The 15,600-nt window shown below is 71.9% G+C and carries 17 protein-coding genes and 3 tRNA genes; 10 read left to right on the top strand and 10 right to left on the bottom strand.

Features of this window, described 5'->3' with window-relative positions:
- On the top strand, positions 1 to 770 hold a 770-nt coding region (locus HUX53_RS26240), incomplete at its 5' end, for a hypothetical protein (protein ID WP_217919914.1).
- Position 771: 1 nt separating this feature from the next.
- Here HUX53_RS26240 and HUX53_RS26235 read toward each other — a convergent pair.
- The 3 genes from HUX53_RS26235 to HUX53_RS26225 form a co-directional block, all read right to left on the bottom strand.
- Entirely contained in the window at positions 772 to 1,158 is a 387-nt protein-coding gene (locus HUX53_RS26235; protein ID WP_176405889.1) for a nuclear transport factor 2 family protein, read from the bottom strand.
- Between the two features lie 100 nt (positions 1,159 to 1,258).
- Positions 1,259 to 2,446: a zinc-dependent alcohol dehydrogenase gene (locus HUX53_RS26230; protein WP_176405888.1), complete on the bottom strand. Its 1,188-nt coding sequence runs from the start codon at positions 2,444 to 2,446 to the stop codon at positions 1,259 to 1,261.
- A gap of 76 nt (positions 2,447 to 2,522) precedes the next feature.
- The gene (locus HUX53_RS26225; RefSeq protein ID WP_176405887.1) at positions 2,523 to 2,858 is read right to left on the bottom strand and encodes a hypothetical protein; all 336 of its coding nucleotides are present in this window, start codon (positions 2,856 to 2,858) and stop codon (positions 2,523 to 2,525) included.
- Positions 2,859 to 2,961: 103 nt separating this feature from the next.
- Between HUX53_RS26225 and HUX53_RS26220 the strand changes: the two genes are divergently transcribed.
- Positions 2,962 to 4,299 (top strand): DUF2795 domain-containing protein, encoded by a 1,338-nt coding sequence (locus HUX53_RS26220; protein ID WP_255205646.1) that lies wholly within the window; start codon positions 2,962 to 2,964, stop codon positions 4,297 to 4,299.
- Between the two features lie 10 nt (positions 4,300 to 4,309).
- On the opposite strand, the gene HUX53_RS26215 is transcribed toward HUX53_RS26220, so the two are convergent.
- A complete protein-coding gene (locus HUX53_RS26215) occupies positions 4,310 to 4,768 on the bottom strand; it encodes a YbhB/YbcL family Raf kinase inhibitor-like protein (RefSeq protein WP_176405886.1) in 459 nt (152 codons plus the stop codon).
- Positions 4,769 to 4,889: 121 nt separating this feature from the next.
- On the opposite strand from HUX53_RS26215, the gene ctaD reads away from it, so the two are divergent.
- The gene (gene ctaD / locus HUX53_RS26210; RefSeq protein ID WP_176405885.1) at positions 4,890 to 6,578 is read left to right on the top strand and encodes a cytochrome c oxidase subunit I; all 1,689 of its coding nucleotides are present in this window, start codon (positions 4,890 to 4,892) and stop codon (positions 6,576 to 6,578) included.
- A gap of 76 nt (positions 6,579 to 6,654) precedes the next feature.
- Here the strand turns inward: ctaD and HUX53_RS26205 are convergent, their stop codons facing one another.
- The 4 genes from HUX53_RS26205 to HUX53_RS26190 all read right to left on the bottom strand — a co-directional run bounded on the left by HUX53_RS26205 (position 6,655) and on the right by HUX53_RS26190 (position 10,891).
- Positions 6,655 to 8,298, bottom strand: coding sequence for a ubiquinol-cytochrome c reductase cytochrome b subunit (locus HUX53_RS26205; protein ID WP_176405884.1), 1,644 nt, complete (start codon positions 8,296 to 8,298; stop codon positions 6,655 to 6,657).
- Positions 8,299 to 8,366: 68 nt separating this feature from the next.
- Entirely contained in the window at positions 8,367 to 9,452 is a 1,086-nt protein-coding gene (locus HUX53_RS26200; protein ID WP_176405883.1) for a PrsW family intramembrane metalloprotease, read from the bottom strand.
- Complete coding sequence (locus tag HUX53_RS26195) at positions 9,449 to 10,015, bottom strand: hypothetical protein (protein WP_176405882.1); 567 nt, start codon at positions 10,013 to 10,015, stop codon at positions 9,449 to 9,451. The genes HUX53_RS26200 and HUX53_RS26195 overlap by 4 nt, the downstream gene beginning before the upstream one ends.
- 72 nt (positions 10,016 to 10,087) lie before the next feature.
- Positions 10,088 to 10,891, bottom strand: a complete 804-nt coding sequence (locus HUX53_RS26190) for a pentapeptide repeat-containing protein (protein ID WP_309237437.1) — start codon at positions 10,889 to 10,891, stop codon at positions 10,088 to 10,090.
- Positions 10,892 to 10,978: 87 nt separating this feature from the next.
- Here HUX53_RS26190 and HUX53_RS26185 point away from each other — a divergent pair, with 87 nt between their 5' ends.
- The 5 genes from HUX53_RS26185 to HUX53_RS26170 all read left to right on the top strand — a co-directional run bounded on the left by HUX53_RS26185 (position 10,979) and on the right by HUX53_RS26170 (position 12,356).
- Positions 10,979 to 11,767 carry a putative protein N(5)-glutamine methyltransferase gene (locus tag HUX53_RS26185; RefSeq protein WP_176405881.1) on the top strand — a complete coding sequence of 263 codons (789 nt, stop codon included), beginning with the start codon at positions 10,979 to 10,981 and terminating at the stop codon, positions 11,765 to 11,767.
- Between the two features lie 46 nt (positions 11,768 to 11,813).
- Positions 11,814 to 11,939, top strand: a complete 126-nt coding sequence (locus HUX53_RS41575; RefSeq protein ID WP_255205645.1) for an LPFR motif small protein — start codon at positions 11,814 to 11,816, stop codon at positions 11,937 to 11,939.
- A 112-nt stretch (positions 11,940 to 12,051) separates the two neighbouring features.
- Positions 12,052 to 12,124 (top strand) — tRNA-Ala (locus HUX53_RS26180).
- A 1-nt stretch (position 12,125) separates the two neighbouring features.
- Positions 12,126 to 12,197 (top strand) — tRNA-Gly (locus HUX53_RS26175).
- An 88-nt stretch (positions 12,198 to 12,285) separates the two neighbouring features.
- Positions 12,286 to 12,356: transfer RNA gene (locus tag HUX53_RS26170), tRNA-Gln, on the top strand.
- A gap of 7 nt (positions 12,357 to 12,363) precedes the next feature.
- Here the strand turns inward: HUX53_RS26170 and HUX53_RS26165 are convergent.
- Entirely contained in the window at positions 12,364 to 13,497 is a 1,134-nt protein-coding gene (locus HUX53_RS26165) for a mandelate racemase/muconate lactonizing enzyme family protein (RefSeq protein ID WP_176405880.1), read from the bottom strand.
- A gap of 1 nt (position 13,498) precedes the next feature.
- Positions 13,499 to 14,413: a 5-dehydro-4-deoxyglucarate dehydratase gene (gene kdgD, locus HUX53_RS26160; protein WP_176405879.1), complete on the bottom strand. Its 915-nt coding sequence runs from the start codon at positions 14,411 to 14,413 to the stop codon at positions 13,499 to 13,501.
- 74 nt (positions 14,414 to 14,487) lie between these two features.
- On the opposite strand from kdgD, the gene HUX53_RS26155 reads away from it, so the two are divergent.
- Both HUX53_RS26155 and HUX53_RS26150 read left to right on the top strand, forming a co-directional pair.
- Entirely contained in the window at positions 14,488 to 15,363 is an 876-nt protein-coding gene (locus HUX53_RS26155) for a LysR substrate-binding domain-containing protein (RefSeq protein ID WP_176405878.1), read from the top strand.
- A 94-nt stretch (positions 15,364 to 15,457) separates the two neighbouring features.
- On the top strand, positions 15,458 to 15,600 hold a 143-nt coding region (locus tag HUX53_RS26150), incomplete at its 3' end, for an acyl-CoA dehydrogenase family protein (protein ID WP_176405877.1).

Genomic DNA, 15,600 nt, shown 5'->3' with positions numbered 1-15,600 from the left:
CCGCCCGCCAGCGGACGCTCAGGGCTGAATCGCCGGTCGTAATCAAGGTCGCGGCGGGGACGCTTTTCGTTGATCTGTTGCTCATGCGAGCGCTGGACGACATCCGCGACCTTGATTACGACCGGCGATTCAGCCCTGAGCGTCCGCTGGCGGGCGGTGCGGTGCGGGTGCGTGACCTGGGCGTTCTGTACGGTCTGGGCGCCGTGGTGCTGGTGGCGTTGAATGTGGCTTGGCCGTGGCGGGCTGGCGTCCTGGTTGTTCAGCTCGGGTATGCGGCGGCGGCCATCGGGGTCTACCGGCGGTGGGGACGGCCCTCGGCCGACCGGCTGTTCACCAGCCTGCTGGTGAGCCTGCCCGTGCCCGTCCTGCTGCACCTGTACCTGTACGCCGGGTACCTGGACTCGGCCGGGCATGGAGCGGACGGGTACGGGCTCGTCGCGGTGATCGTGGCGGTGCTGGCCGCCGGACATGTGGAGCTGGCCGGGAAGATCACGCGGGCGCCGCGGGCGGGGGAGCGGACCTACGTGACCACGCTCGGCCTCGCCGGGACGCTGGCGTTCGCGCTCACCCTGCCGGTGCTCTCGGTGGGGCTGCTCGCCGTCTTCGCGCGGACGGGCTGGTGGACGGCCGTCGCGTTCGCCCCGCTCGCCGTTCCCGCGCTCGGCGTGTGGAGCTTCGCGCGCGGGCGGAGGCGGTGGCCGCGTGCCGCGGCCGCCGCCTATCCGCTGCTGGCCTTCGCGAGCTGCCTCGCGCCCGGACTCGCCCGGTGACTCAGGCCAGGCCCATCTCCCGCCGGACGTTCTCGAACTCCACCGCCATCGCGTCCGCCAGCGCGCGGGCGCCCGACAGCGGCCGCACCATCACGCAGAACTCGTCGATCAGCCCGGTCTCGTCGTGGTGCAGGAAGTCGCAGCCGTGCACCTCGCGGTCGCCGACCCGCGCCTTGAAGACCAGCGCGTGGTCGCGGCCGTCGCTGATCTCCCGGACGTAGCGGAAGCCGGTGAACACCCGGGTCACCGCGCGCAGGATCGCGGTCACCGCGGCCCGCCCCTCGTACGGCGCGAACGCCACCGGGCTGAGGAACGTGACGTCCTCGGCCAGCAGCGCCGGGAGGGCGTCGATGTCGCCCTTCTCAATGGCCGCGCGGAACGGGTGCATCGGGCCCACCTCCAGGCTCGGGTCATCGGCTCGCCCCGTGAGGACGTGGCGGAAAGCCTATGGGGAGCGGAGGCCGGCCGCGATCAAGACGCGGGCGGCGTCAGGTGCCGGGCTGCAGCAGGACCTTGATCGCGCCGTCCTGCTTCTTCTGGAACATCTCGTACGCCTGCGGCGCCTTCTCCAGCGGCCAGCGGTGCGTGGCGAGGTCCATCACGCCGAGCGGGTCGGCGTCGTCGGCGACGAGCGGCAGCAGCTCGTCGATCCACTTCTTGACGTGCGCCTGGCCCATCCGCAGGCCGATGCCCTTGTCGAACATCTTGAGCATCGGCAGCGGGTCCGTCCTGCCGCCGTACACGCCGATGACGGAGATCGTCCCGCCGCGCCGGACGATCTCGATCACGGTGGTGAGCGCGGCGAGCCGGTCGACGCCGACGCGCTGCATGACCGGCGCGGCCGTGTTGCCCGGCATCAGCCCGGTGAGCGTCTGCGCCAGCTTCGCGCCCGGCGAGCCGTGCGCCTCCATGCCGACCGCGTCGATCACCGAGTCGGTGCCGCGGCCCCCGGTGAGCTGGCGGACCGCGTCCGGCACGTCGTCGGCGTCGTCGGCGTCGATCACCTCGATGCCGTGCCGGCGCGCCATCTCCAGCCGCTCGGGGACGAGGTCGACTCCGATCACGCGGTGCCCGAGATGCCGGGCGATCCGGGCGGACATCTGGCCGATCGCGCCGAGGCCGAGCACGGTGACCGTCCCGCCGTCCGGGATGTCCGCCCACTCGACGGCCTGCCGCGAGGTCGGCAGCACGTCCGACAGGTAGACGAACCGCTCGTCCGGCGGCCCCTCCGGCACCTTGATGGGCCCGAAGTGCGCCTGCGGGACGCGCAGGTACTCGGCCTGCCCGCCGGGCACCTGCCCGTACAGCTTGGTGTAGCCGAACAGCGCCGCCCCCGAGCCGTGCTCGCGGACCTGCGTCGTCTCGCACTGCGCGTACAGCTGCATGCCGCACATGTGGCAGCGGCCGCAGGAGATGTTGAACGGGATGACCACGCGGTCGCCGGGCTTGACGTGCGCGACGTCCGGGCCGGTCTCCTCGACGACGCCCATCGGCTCGTGGCCGAGGATGTCGCCCTCGCTGAGGAACGGCCCGAGCACCTCGTACAGGTGCAGGTCCGACCCGCAGATCCCGGACGAGGTCACCCTGATGATCGCGTCGTCGGGTTCCTTGATCTTCGGGTCGGGCACGGTGTCGACGCGGACGTCGCGCTTGCCGTGCCAGGTGACAGCCTTCATCGTTGCTCCTCCTCGGACGCGGGGCGGTCCCCGGCTCCCAGGCGGCCCTACCCCGACGAGCAGGGCGAAACGTCCGTCACGGGCAGCGGTGGGCGGACGCGACCGCGCGGACGGCGGCGGTCCGGGTGGCCCACAGGTGCGGCGCGGCGAGCCGGTGCGCCTCCGGCCCGGAACCCGGGCGGAGCCGGAACCCGCGCGCGTCGTAGGCCTCCCAGCCGGTCCGCCGCCCGCGCAGGTTGAGGACGTGCGTCACCGCCCCCGCGGGGTGCCCGTCGTGCCGCAGATGCCAGCGGTGCGCGTCCCGGTCGGCGAGGGTGAACTGGTGGAGCCGCCAGCCGGGGGCGACGCGGCGCGTCAGGTCCAGCGTCACGAGCGGCTCGCCGGCGGGCCGGATGAGATTGTCCTGTGGCACCGGGGGAGCTCCTTCGAACGTGCCTTTCTCCAGCGCCTTCCCGAAGTTCCCGGCATCTATCACCATTCGGACTGGCCGTGTGAATGAGGGGTAAAGCGTGCACATGACCGACGGCCCCCTGCGCTTCGGCGTGCTCGACATCGGCTCCAACTCGGCGCACCTGCGGGTCGCCGACCTGCACCCGGACCGGCCGCCCCGGCCCGTCCGGTCGGTGAAGAACGCGGTCCGGCTGGCCGAGGCCACCGACCGGCACGGCGTCATCGGCCGGCCCGCCGTCGAGCGGCTCATCGCCGCGGTGCGCGAGTCGGTGGCCGCCGCCGCGGCCCTCGACGTCGCCGAACTCGTCCCGTACGCGACGTCCGCGCTGCGCGACGCCGCCAACCGCGACGACGTCGCCGCCGAGGTCCGCGCCGCCACCGGCGTCGAGCTGGGCTTCCTCACCGGCGAGCGGGAGGCGCGGCTGACGTTCCTCGCCGCCCGCCGCTGGTACGGCTGGTCGGCGGGGCCGATGCTGCTCGCCGACATCGGCGGCGGCTCCATGGAGCTGGCCTACGGCGCCGGGCGGGAACCGGAGATCGCGCTGTCGCTGCAGCTCGGCGCGGGTCGCCTCACCCGGCACCACCTGCCGCCGCGCCCGCCCGTCCGCAAGCGGACGTACAAGGCGCTGCGCGCGCACGTCCGGTCCGTGCTCGGCGAGGCGGCCATCGGGATCGCCGCGCGGCCCGCGCCGGTCCGGGCCGTGGCGACGTCCAAGACCTTCACCCAGCTCGCCCGGCTGTGCGGCGCGCCGAAGGCGAAGGCCGGCCCCTACCGGGAACGCCACCTCGACCGGCGCGACCTGCACCGCTGGATCCCGGAGCTGGCGAAGCTGCCGGACGCCGAGCGCGCCCGGCTGCGCGGGGTGAAGGCGTCGCGCGCCCACCAGATCCTCGCCGGCGCGATCGTCGCCGAGGGCGTGATGGACGTCCTCGGCCTCGACCGCCTGGACATCTGCCCGTGGGCGCTGCGCGAGGGCATCTTCCTGCACCGGCAGGGCGACCCGGCGGACGGGCCGTTTGGCCTGCGGCGCGGCGGGCAGGTCGGCGGCAGGACGGACCGTCACCGGGGGGAGCACGTCATGGCACTGGCCGACGCGCGGGAGATCGAGGAGCTGCTCGGGGACCTGGCGTTCCCGGCCGACAAGGACCGGATCGTCGAGCACGCGCACGAGCGGCGCCCCGAGGGGGAGGCGGAGCACGCGCTGCTGTCGCTGCCGCTCGGCACCTACGACAGCGTGGCCGAGGTGGTGCGGTCGGTCCCGCTCGACCCGGACCCCGGCCGGACCCCGACCGGGCGGGACCACCAGCGCCGCCACCACGAGAAGCCCGGCCTCGGCGAGCACCAGCGGCACGCCGAGCGGTCGCCCGTCGAGGACGGGCTGGACCGCGGCGACGAGGTGTGACGCCCGTCCCTCAGCGGGCGTAGGTGCCCGTGAGGCTGCCGCTCGTGATCACCTTGCCGCGCACCGCCGCCCGCATGTCCTCGGGGGAGAACCCGGAGGTCAGCCCCGACTGCGGGCGCAGCGCGTACAGGGTGAACACGTAGCGGTGCGGGTCGTCGCCGGCCGGCGGCTGCGGGCCGCCGTAGCCGAGGTCGCCGAAGCCGTTGCGGCCGCGGGCGATGCGCGGCCTCTCCCCGGCCTCGCCCTCGGCCAGCCCGTCCCGGTCCCGGGGGATGCCCGCGAGCATCCAGTGCACGAACGTGCCGCCCGGCGCGTCCGGGTCCTCGCACGTCAGCATGAGCTCGACGGTCTCGGGCGGCACCCCGGACCAGCGCAGCGCGGGGGACAGGTCCCCCGCCTCGTGGGAGTGGGCGGCCGGGATCGGCCCGCCGTCGGCGAACTCGGGACTGCTGAGGGTGATCTCATCCATGCTGCCGTCGTGCCCGGCCGGCGCCCGACAATGCCCCGTTCCCGGCGCCTTCCCGGCGTTTGAAAAAGGCCTGCACGGCAAGTGCCCCGTTGGGTTCCGGACGAGGGAGGGAGGCCGCTAGATGACGGCCGTGCAGGGGAGGGACGACACCAGCGTCGCCGAGGCGCTCGCGCGCCACCGCAAGGGCACCAAGATCGGCCATATCTTCGCGACGACCGACCACAAGATGGTCGGCTACCTGTATCTCACGACGTCGTTCATGTTCTTCCTGGCGGCCGGGGTCATGGCCATGCTCATGCGGGCCGAGCTGCTGGAGCCCGGCAAGCAGGTGGTGAGCAACCACACCTACAACGAGCTGTTCACCATGCACGGCACGATCATGCTGCTGCTGTTCGCGACCCCGACGTTCCTCGGCTTCGCCAACGTGATCGTCCCGCTGCAGATCGGCGCGCCGGACGTGGCGTTCCCCCGGCTGAACGCGCTCACCTACTACCTGTTCGCGTTCGGCGGGCTCATCGTCCTCGGGGGCTTCATCGTGCCGGGCGGCGCGGCCGCCTTCGGCTGGTTCGGCTACTCGCCGCTGACCTCGCAGACGTACTCGCCGGGGCTGGGCGGCGACATGTGGACCATGGGGCTGATCCTGTCGGGTTTCGGGACGATCCTGACCGCGGTCAACCTCATCACCACGATCATCACGCTGCGCGCCCCGGGCATGGTGATGTTCCGGGTGCCGATCTTCACCTGGAACGTGCTGCTGACCAGCATCATGGTGATCATCGCCTTCCCGGTGCTGACCGCGGCGCTGTTCGCGCTGGAGGCCGACCGCAAGCTGGGCGCGCACATCTACGACGCGTCCAACCACGGCGCGCTGCTCTGGCAGCACCTGTTCTGGTTCTTCGGCCATCCGGAGGTCTACATCGTGGCGGTCCCCTTCTTCGGGATCGTCACGGAGATCATCCCGGTGTTCGCCCGCAAGCCGCTGTTCGGCTATCTCGGCATGGTCGGGGCCACCATCGCGATCAGCGGGCTGTCGGTGACGGTGTGGGCGCACCACATGTTCGCCACCGGCGGCGTCCTGCTGCCGTTCTTCTCCATCACCTCGTTCATGATCGCCGTACCGACGGGCATCAAGTTCTTCAACTGGGTCGGCACGATGTGGAAGGGGCAGCTGACGTTCGAGACGCCGATGCTCTTCTCGATCGGGTTCCTCGTCACGTTCCTGTTCGGCGGCCTGACCGGGGTCATCCTCGCGTCGCCGCCGCTGGACTTCCACGTCACCGACTCCTACTTCGTCGTCGCGCATTTCCATTACGTCCTGTTCGGCACGATCGTGTTCGCGACGTTCGGCGGCTTCTACTTCTGGTGGCCGAAGATGACCGGCAAGATGCTCCACGAGGGCTGGGGAAAGATCCACTTCTGGACGCTGTTCATCGGCTTCCACATGACGTTCCTCGTCCAGCACTGGCTGGGCGCCGAGGGCATGCCGCGGCGCTACGCCGACTACCCCGAGAAGTTCGCCACGCTGAACTTCGTGTCCTCGATCGGCGCGTTCATCCTGGGCGCGTCCACGTTCGCGTTCCTGTGGAACGTCCTGCGCACCTGGCGGCGCGGGGAGAAGGTCGAGGTGGACGACCCGTGGGGGGCCGGCGGCTCGCTGGAGTGGGCGACGTCCTGCCCCCCGCCCCGGCACAACTTCAAGGCCATACCTCGGATCCGCTCCGTGCGGCCCGCGTTCGACCTGCACTACCCGCCGACGGAGCCGCCGCAGGAGGCCGAGCCGGCGCTCCCGCCGCCGCCCAAGGGCTCCTGAGCTCTCGGACACCGCGAAGAGAAGGCGCCCGGCGGACTTCCGCCGGGCGCCTTCTCCATGCGCGCTGGACCCTCCGTCAGCCGCCCTCGCCGTCCTCGGCGGAGCCCCGGCTGAGGTCGCCCTGGCCGCCACCGTACGACTCGGACTGGTAGTCGAGGTAGAAGCGGTTGGCGCGGGTCCGCATCTGCGTGCGGGCGCGGTCCGGGGTCGGCAGCGGGATGAGGTGGTTCGGGTAGGGGGCGACCAGCTCGCCGGGCTGCCGGGTCCGCACCACGGCCTCCCGCTCCTCGGACGGCTGCTCGTGCCGCTCCTCGAAGGCGCCGTCCGGGGTCAGCGAGATCAGGCCGCTCTCCACGCCCTCCTCGCGGATCTGCAGTTCGCGGCGCTGCAGGTAGAGGCAGACGCGCCGGGCGATGATGAACGCCGCGATCGGCCCCACGAAGAACCCGACGCGGAAGAACCAGGTCGTCCAGAACAGCGGGATCTGGAACTTGTCGGCGATGACGTCGTTGCCGCCCGCCGCGAGCAGGTTGATGTACCAGACGACGGCCGCGGCGCCGATGCCCGTCCGGGTCGGGGCGTTGCGCGGCCGGTCCAGCAGGTGGTGGATGCGTTCGTCCCCCGTCGCCCAGCGTTCGGCGAACGGATACAACCCGATGAGCGTGAAGAAGACCGCCGGCAGGATGACGGCGGGCAGCAGCACGTTCCACGCGATCGTGTGCCCGCCGACGTCCGTCGACAGGCGTCCCATGATGCGCAGGGAGCCTTCGAGGAAGCCGACGTACCAGTCGGGCTGCGAGCCGGACGAGATCTGGTCCGGCCCATAGGGGCCGTACAGCCACACCGGGTTGATCTGGAAGAACGCTCCCAGCCCGGCGAGGATGCCGAACGTGAACAGGAAGTAGGCGCCGCTCTGCGTGGCGAAGTGCGGGAAGGTCTTCTCGCCGCTCACCGACATCTCGCGCCGGCCCTTGCCGGGCCACGTGGTGTGCGTCTGGTGCCACAGGATCATCAGGTGCACGGTGATGAGCGCGATCAGGATCCCCGGGATGAGCAGGATGTGCACGGTGAACAGGCGCGGGATGAAGTCCTCGCTGGACGGGAACTCCCCGCCGAACACCCACAGGGTCGCGTACGTCCCGATGACGGGGATGGAGAGCAGGATGCCCTCGAAGATCCGCAGGCCGGTGCCGGACAGCAGGTCGTCCGGGAGCGAGTAGCCGGCGAACCCCTCGGCGACCGCCAGCGCGAACATCGTGACGCCGATCACCCAGTTGAGCTCCCGTGGCTTGCGGAACGCGCCGGTGAAGAAGATCCGCATCAGGTGGATGACGATCGCCGCGAGGAAGATGTTCGCCGCCCAGTGGTGGATCTGCCGCATCAGCAGCCCGCCCCGGACGTCGAACGTGAGGTCGAGGGTGGAGGAGTACGCGTCGCTCATCTTCACGCCCTTGAGCGGCGCGTACGAGCCGTCGTAGACGTGCACCGCACCGCTCGGCTTGAAGAACAGCGTCAGGAAGACGCCCGTGATGACCAGGATGATGAACGAGTAGAGCGCGATCTCGCCGAGCAGGAACGACCAGTGCTTGGGGAACGCCTTCTTGATGTTCTCGTCCAGGAACGAGGTGGTGCCGAGCCGGTCGGTCGTCCCCCAGAAGACCTTCTCGACCCTGGTCTCGGCCTTCTCCGCGGCCTTCACCCCGCCCTTGCGTCCCGCCATCGCGCATCTCCCGTGCCGGAGCCGTATTTTCCGCTGGGCGGGTACCCGTGCCGGATCACCGCAAACGGTCACGCCACGCGGGCGTCCCCGGCCCCGTCGAGACGGTGCCGGACGAGCCGGATGTCGGCCCGCAGCCGGTCCGCGGCCAGCGGATCCGGCTCCAGCCCGCCGAGCCCGTCCTCGATCAGTTCCAGCTGGTCGGCGCGCAGCCGGGCGAGCAGCCGGCGCGGCTCCCCGGCGGGCACGTCCCACCGCTCCTTGCGCCGCCACTTGCGGAACGCGAGCACGTGCCCCTCGCCCGGGACGAAGACGCCCTTCGCCGTCTCCGCGTGCACCGTCCGGCGGAAGTGCGCCAGGTAGTGCCGCCGCGCGAGCCGGTAGGCGACGACCGCCGCGAGCAGGATCGGCGCGCCCTTCACCGGCAGCAGCAGCACCCCGGACAGGACGGGCGCGTCCCACCAGGAGTGCAGCGCCATCGCCAGCAGCAGCGCGCCCATCGCGACGGCGGCGCTCGTCCGCGACGCGCGCCCGAGCAGGCAGCCGAGTCCCGCGCCGCCGACCGCCGTCATCGCCCAGTGGCTCCACCACGCCCCGCCGACCACCCGGCTGCCGAAGGAGAAGAACGCCGCGCTCGCGTCCTGCGTCGCGCCCGTCAGCACGATCGTGTTGAGGACGTAGAGGAAGTTCTCCGCGAACTGGAAGCCCAGCCCGGCGAGCGCGCCGTAGCCCCACCCGTCGAGCGGCCCGCGCACCGCGGCCGGCGCCATCAGCGCGAGGACCGCGACGCCGAGCAGCTTCAGGACCTCCTCGTCGATGGGCGCGGCGATCGACGCGCCCCACACCGCGTTGAACGCCGGGCCGGCCGTCTTGCCGAGGACCGCCTGGAACGCCGCGTTCGTGGGCAGCGCCAGCCCGAACGCGGCGAGGCCGCCCCACGCCACCGCGATCAGCGCGTACCCGGCGGGACGCGACCGGACCGGGTGCAGCCGCCGCAGCACCCAGACGCCCACCGCGAGCGACGGCGCCAGCAGCACGAACCCGACGGTCGCGCCGACCGGGAACGCCGCGACCTGCGCGCCGATCCCGTGGAAGGCGATCCAGGCGCCGAGCAGGCACGCGGCCGCCCACAGCCAGAACGCCGGCCGGCGGGTCATGACGGTGCCGAGATGCGGACGGTCCGCACGATCGCGTCGACGTCCGCGGCCAGCCTGCGGTAGGCGCCGGGCGGACCCGACGCCGTCACGGTCGCCCCGAGCGTGTCCTTGGCGAACACGGTCGCCATGCCCGCGCGCTCCCGCCCGGCGAGCCGCCCGGTCAGCCCGGTCAGGCCGTGCGCGGTCGTGACCGGGACGGGCTCGGCGCGCAGCCGCGAGTGCCCGCCGGCGGCGACGATCCGGCCGAGGCCGTTCCACAGCTCCCGGGCATCCAGCGGTGCCAGGGGCACGACGACGCGCACGTACAGGCCGACACCGGAGTTGGCCAGTTCGACGTTGCTGGTCAGCGAGGAGTCCGCCTGGTCGAGGACCCAGCCCGCGGACGGGACCGTGAACGTCACCGGTCGGACGCCGTCGCGCTTCGCGCCCACCGACAGGACCGTCCCCGGCGCGAGCGGCTTCGCGCCGCTGCCGAGAGCCTTGTCCAGCAGCGGGAGTCCAGCGGCTAGGACGAGCAGCGCGAGCGCCACGAGCCCCGTGCCCCACCATCTCACCCGCGCCACGTGACCCCCCGATCATGTGCGCTGCGAAAATGCCCCTTGACAACGGGGCTAAACAAGGGCAAGGCGCCCGGGTCACCAGTGCGCGGGCCGTCCGACCGCCGCGGGCAACCGGGTGGCGGCGTCGCCCCGCGCCGAGTTCAGCTGAGCTTGGGTGAGGAACAGGCAGCCGGTGAGGTCGGCGCCGCGCAGGTCGGCGTCGCGCAGGTCCGCCCCGATCAGGTCCGCGTCGCGCAGGTCCGCGCCGCGCAGGTCGGCCGCGATCAGGTACGCGCCGCGCAGGCAGGCGCCGCGCAGGTCGGCGCCCTTCAGCCGCGCCCCGATCAGGTCGGCGCCCCGCCGGTTCTTCTTGCGGCCCGGCACCTTGGCCCTGGCCAGCTCGCTCGCGCGCAGGAGCAGGGCGTTCACTTCTTCGCGCACCGCCGCGACGTCCACGCCGGCGAGTTCTTCGGGACCGCGCCGGGTGAGGCGTTGGACGCAGTCGAACGCTCGCCGCAGTTCGCCGCGGACGGGTTCGGCGGCCGGCATCGCCACGGCCTCGTCCAGGTACCAGAGCAGCTCGTGGAGCCGGCGCATGACGGGGAAGACCTGGAACATCCGGCGCGCGACGTCCGGGTCGTCGCGCCAGTCCCGGCCGGCGAAGGTCTGCTGCGACACCTTCTGACCGGCGCCGAAACAGTCGAAGACGGTGCAGCCCTGGAAGCCGCGCTCGCGGAGATCGGCGTGGATGCCGCAGCGGAAGTCGGCCAGCAGGTTGCGGCACGGCTCGCCCGCGTCCTTGTCCATCGCGAAGTCGGCCGACTTCGCGAACGGCAGCGCGACGCAGCACAGGCCGAAACAGCTCGCGCAGTCGGCTTTGAGATCCGCCCTCTCCGACACCTCGCGCCCCCGTCCATGGACAACGCTCCATTGTCGCGCCACGCCGTCGCTGCTCGGGACTCCCGTGGAGTATCGTCCGGAACGCCCATGACGACATCCCTCGCCGAGTCCGCAATCGTCTCCAGGCTGCGCGCCGCCGGCTGCGTGTTCGCCGAGGACGAGGCGCGGCTGATCCTCGCCGCCGCCCGCACGTCGGACGACGCGTCCGCCATGGTGGACCGGCGCGCCGCCGGGCTGCCCCTCGAACACGTCCTCGGCTGGGCGGAGTTCTGCGGCCTGCGCGTCGCCGTGGAGCCCGGGGTGTTCGTGCCCCGCCGCCGCACCGAGTTCCTCGTCCGGCGGGCCGCCGCGCTCGTCCCGCCGCGTCCCGTCGTCGTCGACCTGTGCTGCGGGTCCGGCGCGCTCGGCGCCGCGCTCGTCTCCGGACTGGACGAGTCCGAGCTGCACGCCGCCGACGTCGAACCCGCCGCCGTGCGCTGCGCCCGCCGCAACATCGCGCCGTTCGGCGGCCACGCCTACGAGGGCGACCTGTTCGAGCCGCTCCCGGACGTCCTGCGCGGACGCGTCGACGTGCTGCTCGCCAACGTCCCCTATGTCCCGACCGGCGACGTCGCGACGCTGCCCGCCGAGGCGCGCGACCACGAGCCGCGCGTCGCGCTCGACGGCGGCCCCGATGGGCTGGACGTCCTGCGCCGCGTCACCGCCGAGGCGTCGCGGTGGCTCGTCCCCGGCGGCCACCTGCTGTTCGAGACGAGCGAGCGCCAGGTCCCGGACGCGGTCGCCGCCGTCGAGCGGGGCGGGCTGGCGGCCACGGTCGCGACCTCCGAGGAGTTCTACGCCACGGTCGTCATCGGGACAAAACCGTGTAAATCCTGATGCACGGGTACAGGTCGCATAGGACGACCTGAAGGAGTGAAATCCAATGCGCCGCATCAGTGCAGCGCTCAGCGCCATCATCGGCACGATCGTCAGCATCGTGACCCTGCCGTTCCGCGTCCTGCAGCGGCTGCTGACCCCCGGCCGCGGCCGCACCCGCGCCCGCCGGTAGAGGCGCGACGCGAAACCCGCCGCCCCGGTCCGTCCCCGAACGGCCCGGGGCGGTCGCACGCGAAAATGCTTTGCGCCTTCGCGCCCGTTCCCGCACCCTATGAGTGATGAATGGGTCTGTAGCTCAATAGGGAGAGCGCCCGCCTTGCAAGCGGGAGGTTGCCGGTTCGAGTCCGGCCCGATCCACGTCGCACAGGCCTAAATGGCGAGGCACCTGACTTCCAATCAGGCGAGCCGGGTTCGATTCCCGGGTGCGGCTCTGGACTGGACCGGCGGGAGTAACGACCCCCGGCTGGTTCTGCACGTGCCCGAGGCGGGCGGACGCCACCGTCGCCGGCGGGCACCCATGCTGGATCATCCAATGGCAGGATGCGTGATTCTGGATCACGTCATGCAGGTTCGACCCCTGCTCCAGCAGCGGTTCTTCAGGGGCGCGCGTCGATGCGGGCGTGCGCCGTCGTCCAGGCACGGGCCTGGTCGGTGAGGGTGATGCCGAGGCCGGGACGGGCGGGGACGTGCATACGGCCGTCCTTGATCGTCAGCCGTTCGTTGAACAGCGGTTCGAGCCAGTCGAAATGCTCCACCCACGGCTCGCTCGGATAGGCGGCGGCCAGGTGCAGGTGGATTTCCATCGCGAAATGCGGCGCCAGTTGCAGACGGTGATGGTCGGCGAGCGTCGCGAGTTTGAGGAAATTGGTGATGCCGCCGATGCGTGGGGCGTCCGGCTGGATGATGTCGGCGGCGCGCCGGTCGATGAGTTCGCAGTGCTCGGCGACGCTGGTGAGCATTTCGCCGGTCGCGATGGGCGTGTCGAGCGCGGCGGCCAGGGCGGCGTGGCCTTCGGCGTCGTAGGCGTCCAGGGGCTCCTCGATCCAGGTGAGGCCGAAGTCCTCCAGGGCGCGGCCCATGCGCTGCGCGGCGGGCCGGTCCCACTGCTGGTTCGCGTCCACCATCAGCGGGAACGCGTCGCCGAGGCGCTCCCGGACGGCGGTGACGCGGCGCATGTCCTCGGCGTGGTCCGGGTGTCCGACCTTGATCTTGATGCCGCCGATCCCGGCGGCGACGGACGCCTCCGCGTTCTCCAGCACCTCCTCTAGCGGCGCGTTCAGGAAGCCGCCCGAGGTGTTGTAGCAGCGGACGGAGTCGCGGTGCGCGCCGAGCAGCTTGGCGAGCGGCAGCCCGGCGCGCTTGGCCTTCAGGTCCCACAGCGCGATGTCGATCGCGGCGATCGCCTGCGTGGCGAGCCCGCTGCGGCCGACCGACGCGCCCGCCCACGACAGTTTCGTCCAGATCTTCCCGATGTCGCTCGGGTCCTCGCCGATGAGGACGGGCGCGATCTCGGCGGCGTGCGCGAACTGGCCGGGGCCCCCGGCGCGTTTGGAGTAGCCGAACCCGATGCCCTCGTGGCCGTCCTCGGTGCCGATCTCGGCGAACAGGAACACGACCTCGGTCATCGGCCGCTGCCGCCCGGTCAGCACCTTGGCGTCGCTGACCGGGACGGCGAGCGGCAGCGTCACCGACGACAGTTCGATCCAGGCGACCCGGTCGGCGGCCGTCACGTCAGCGCGCTCGTTTCACGAGCTCGGCCAGGTCTGCGGTCTCGGCGTCGGTGAGGTCCGTCAGCGGCGGGCGGACCGGTCCGGCGGAGTGGCCGGTGATCCGCATGCCCGCCTTGATGATGCTCACCGCGTAGCCCTTCTTGCGGTTGCGGATGTCGCAGTACGGCAGGACGAACTCCGCGAGCCGCCGCGCCACCTCGTCCCGGTCCCGGTCGCGGACGGCGGCGTAGAACGCGAGCGCGAACTCCGGGATGAAGTTGAAGACCGCCGAGGAGTAGGTCGTGACGCCCATCTCCAGGTAGGGGAGCGCGAACGTCTCCGCCGTGGGCAGCCCGCCGATGTAGACGAGCCGGTCGCCGAGCCGGGACCTGATCCGCGTCATCAGCTCCAGGTCGCCGACCCCGTCCTTGAACCCGACGAGGTTGGGGCACGCATCGGCCATCTCGGCGACCGTCGCGTCCTGGTAGACGGCGTTGGCGCGGCTGTAGACCGTCACGCCGAGCCGGGTCGCCGCGCAGACCGCGCGGACGTGCGCGACCAGGCCGTCCTGCGACGCCTCGGTCAGGTAGGGCGGGAACAGCAGCACCCCGTCGGCGCCCGCCTCCTCCGCCTCGCGGGCCATCTGCACGGCTTCGGCCGTCCCGTACCCGGCGGGCGCGATCACCGGCAGCTCGTCCGGCGCCTCGGCGACGGCGGCGCGCACCACCCCGCCGACCTCGTCCGGGGTGAGCGAGAAGAACTCGCCCGTGCCGCCCGCCGCGAACAGCCCGGCGACGTCGTACCCGGCGAGCCGGCCGATGTTCTCCCGATAGGCGGCCTCGTCGAAGGACAGGTCGTCGCGGAAGTGGGTGACGGGGAACGAGAGGAGCCCGGACCCGAGCCGCGTCGCGATCTCTTCGGGCGCAGTCTGCTTCATGCCCCGAGGCTAGGATGGCCGATTGATCCAGGTCCAACACGAAAAAGGCATCCACTGATACCCGCAGGGAATCGATGTTCACGCTCGCCCAGCTCACCAACTTCGTCGCCGTCGCCGAGGAACTGCACTTCGGCCGCGCCGCCGAGCGGCTCCGGATGACGCAGCCGCCGCTCAGCCGGCAGATCCAGCTGCTGGAGAACGAGCTGAAGGTGCGGCTGTTCGACCGGACGAACCGCTCCGTCCGCCTCACCCCGGCCGGGCGCGCGTTCCTCGTCGAGGCGCGCCGGCTGCTCCAGCAGGCCGACCACGCCGCGATGTCCGTCCGGCAGGTGTCGGCGGGGGAGGCCGGGAGCATCACGATCGGGTTCACGGCGGCGAGCGCCTACGCCACGCTCGGCCGGCTGCTGGAGGTCGCGCGGGCGGCGCTGCCGGACGTCGGGATCGTGCTGCGGGAGATGGTCACCAGGGACCAGGTGCGCGCCCTCGCCGAGGGAAGCCTCGACCTCGGGCTCGTCCGGCCGCCGATCACCGACCCTGACCTGGCGGAACGTCCCGCCGACCGGGAGGCGCTGCTCGCCGCGATCCCCGACGGCCATCCCTTGGCGGACGGGAACGGGCCGGTCGCCCTGTCCGACTTCGAGGGGCGGCCGTTCATCATGTACTCGCCCGTCGAGGCCCGCTACTTCCACGAGCTGGTGATCAGCCTGTTCCGGCAGGCCGGCGTCTCGCCCGTGTACGCGCAGTACCTCAGCCAGGTGCACAGCATCCTCGCGCTGGTCGGCTGCGGCTGGGGCGTCGCGCTGGTGCCGGCCGCCGCGTCCCGGCTCCGCTACGCGGGGCTGACGTTCCGCCCCGTGGACCTCCCCGGCCCGGACCCCGTCGAGCTGAGCCTGACCTGGCGCCGGAGCAACGACAACCCGGCGCTGGGCAAGCTGCTCCGGCACCTGTGACGCGCCTTGACCGGAGCGCGGCACGTCAATTACTTTGTCGTTCAAATATTGGTCTTCAAAGTATTGATCCCGACCACCCCGCCGTGGAGGAACGATGAGCGACTATCCCGCGTATGCGCCGTCCGAGGAGCATGAGCTGCTGCGGCGTACGGTGCGTGAGCTGGCCGAGGCCAAGATCGCTCCTTTCGCGGCGGAGGTGGACGAGGAGTCCCGGTTCCCGCAGGAGGCCCTGGACGC

The sequence above is a fragment of the Actinomadura sp. BRA 177 genome (assembly GCF_013372625.1).
Lineage (GTDB): Bacteria > Actinomycetota > Actinomycetes > Streptosporangiales > Streptosporangiaceae > Spirillospora.
Note: the sequence above shows the minus strand (reverse complement) of the source record. Positions and strands in the feature narration are given on the sequence as shown.